The organism is Fusobacterium sp. (genome assembly GCF_029258315.1).
Taxonomy (GTDB): Bacteria; Fusobacteriota; Fusobacteriia; order Fusobacteriales; family Fusobacteriaceae; genus Fusobacterium_B.
In genome coordinates, this window is sequence record NZ_JARHZE010000120.1 from 1 (window position 1) to 2,768 (window position 2,768).

Genomic DNA, 2,768 nt, shown 5'->3' on the forward strand with positions numbered 1-2,768 from the left:
AAAAATTTTATAAACCTTTATTTCATTTTTATTATTTTTCTATAAATCTCTTATAGGCCTGTTTTTGAATTTGTTTTGCTTTTTCTAATCCTGCTATATCTAAATGATAAAGATATTCTTCCCACTCTCTATCTATATCAGAGACACCCAATATCCAAATTTGTGCCATCTCTTCAGTTATTTTATTTAACTGTTTTGAAATTCTTGATAGTTCTTCCATTTCTTCTTTTGTATATTTTAATATCGGCATGGGTTTTTCTATCACATTTGAATTCCTGTATAAGTCGATAGCTTTAACTGCCGAGCTCTCTGCCCACTGTCTTTCATTAGTAGCATCTTGAAACATACCTAATCTATATTGAGCTCCTGTTTCTCTTATTATTTCCAATGAAGTTTTTCCTTCTCTATTTTTTAAAATCTTATCAGTGAAGTATGGTTTTCCTTCAAATAAAACATAATCTTCTCCTTCTATTCCAAAATTCCATAATCTTCTTCCTTCTTCACTATACCAAAAATCAAAATACTTAATTATTGCCACTGGATCTTTTGCTCCACTCGATATTCCCCAACCACCTAAATAATTTTCTCTAGCAAAACTCGTTTTATTTTTTCCATTATACTCAAGTGGAAGAATTGTTGAAAATTCAAAATCAGGAATAATTTCTTTTAATTTTTTATTATAATCACCAGTACTTGAAAACCAATCACAAGTAAATCCTCCAAGATTATTACTTAAAATATAATCCCTTCCCATTATATTTCTCGTAAAAATTTCTTTATCTATTAACCCTTCTTTATACCATTTTGAAAGTTGTTTTATAGCATTTTTATATTCCTCTTCACTAGGTCCGAATACTGGCCCATTCCCATCTTTATCATACCAAGTAAAATGTGCTTTAAAAATATCTACCAAAGAAGAAAGAATAACCCTCGTAGTGTTCCCTCTTACGAAGATAGGAATTTCATCTTTTTTTCCATTTTCATTTGGATCTTCATCTCTAAAGGCTATTAAAATATTATATAACTCTTCTACTGTTTTTGGCTCTTGTAGTTCTAATTTTCTTAGCCAATCTTTTCTTATATAATATCCTTGTGTGGTATTTATATTATCACAATCATTATAATTGGGTATCATATAAATATGCCCATCTGCTGCAACAGCATCTTTTTTATAGTTTGGATTTTCATCCCAAAATTTTTTTATATTTGGAGCATACAAATCTATCAAACTTTCCAAAGGAATCATTTTTCCTGATGCTCCTAATTTTTCCAACTCTAAAGGAAATTCATAAGCAATAATATCTGGTAATTCTCCAGAAGATACCATCAAATTAAATGCTAATTCTTCATGAGTTTGATTTTTTGATGCTATTCCCTTAAGTTTTATATTTGTCATTTCAAAAGCTTTTTTATAAACTGGTAACTCACCATTAAAAGCTTTTCCTAAATGAATAGCAAATATACTAAATGTTTTTGTATTTTCTGATATAACAAAACCTTCCATTTTTTTCTTTTGACTATTATTTTCTTTGTTACAACTAACAAATAATAAAAAAAATACTAAACTTATAAAAATACTTTTTAATTTCATTATTATTCCCCTTTTTAGAATCTACTTTCCATTAAAGATTATAACATTGAATATATTTGTTGTAAATAAATTATTAAAAAGTAAGTTTTCAAAAAAAGAAAAAAAGAAGAGAAAAATTTCTCTTCTTTCTAATTATTTTTTATTTTAGACTATCTTAAGTCTTCCATTGCTACAGCATCCATGTCTGTAAATGTTTGGTTTTCTCCAACCATTCCCCAGATGAATGTATAGTTGCTTGTTCCTACACCAGAGTGGATTGACCAAGATGGAGAAATAACTCCTTGTTCATTTCCAACGATGATGTGTCTAGTTTCTTTTGGTTCTCCCATTAAATGGAATACTCTTGTTTCAGGTTGCATATTGAAGTAGAAGTAAACTTCCATTCTTCTTTCATGAGTATGACAAGGCATTGTGTTCCACATATTGTTAGGCTCTAATACTGTCATTCCCATTAATAATTGACAAGATTTACAAACTGCTGGGTGAACATATTGGAATATTGTTCTTTCGTTTGAGTTTGCAAGGCTTCCTAATTTAACTGGGTTTGCTTTTTCTATATCAATTTTAACTATTGGATAAGTTGTGTGTGCAGGAGCTGAGTTTACATAGAACTTAGCTGGGTTTTCTGCATCATCAGATGTGAATACTAATTCTTTTGAACCCATTCCAACATAAAGTCCATCTTTAGAGTTCATTTTATATTCAACACCATCAACAACTATTTTACCTGATCCACCGATGTTGATAACTCCTAATTCCCTTCTTTCTAAGAAAAATTCAGATCCAAGCTCTTTGCTTCCTTCTAATCTTACTTCTTTAGATACAGGCATAATTCCACCTGCAATTATTCTATCAACGTGAGAATAAGTTAAGTTTGCTTCATCAGCAACAAATATTGTTTCTATAAAATAATGTTTTCTTAATTCTTCAGTTGTGTAATGTTTTGAATCTTCTGGATGATTTGCATATCTTACATCTAATTTCATTTATTATTTTCCTCCTAAACAATTTTCTAAATTTTAATCTCTATAATTACGACTATCTAACTAGCCATCCTCCGTCTACTGCTAATATATGTCCGTTTACATAGTCTGATGCTTTACTTGCTAAGAATACTACTGCTCCCATTAAATCAAATGGATCTGCCCATCTTTCTGCTGGGATTCTTCCTAATATT

General features: G+C 29.6%; 3 protein-coding genes. All 3 read right to left on the minus strand.

Annotated features, from left to right (window positions below; translation table 11 throughout):
* Positions 1-31: 31 nt before the first annotated feature.
* Entirely contained in the window at positions 32-1,591 is a 1,560-nt protein-coding gene (locus tag Q1J48_RS08075) for an extracellular solute-binding protein (RefSeq protein ID WP_300362535.1), read from the minus strand.
* A 149-nt stretch (positions 1,592-1,740) separates the two neighbouring features.
* Positions 1,741-2,577, minus strand: coding sequence for a 5-dehydro-4-deoxy-D-glucuronate isomerase (gene kduI, locus Q1J48_RS08080; protein WP_300331742.1), 837 nt, complete (start codon positions 2,575-2,577; stop codon positions 1,741-1,743).
* Positions 2,578-2,629: 52 nt separating this feature from the next.
* Positions 2,630-2,768, minus strand: a 139-nt coding sequence (locus tag Q1J48_RS08085; protein WP_300362538.1) for an SDR family oxidoreductase, incomplete at its 5' end; no start/stop codon positions are given.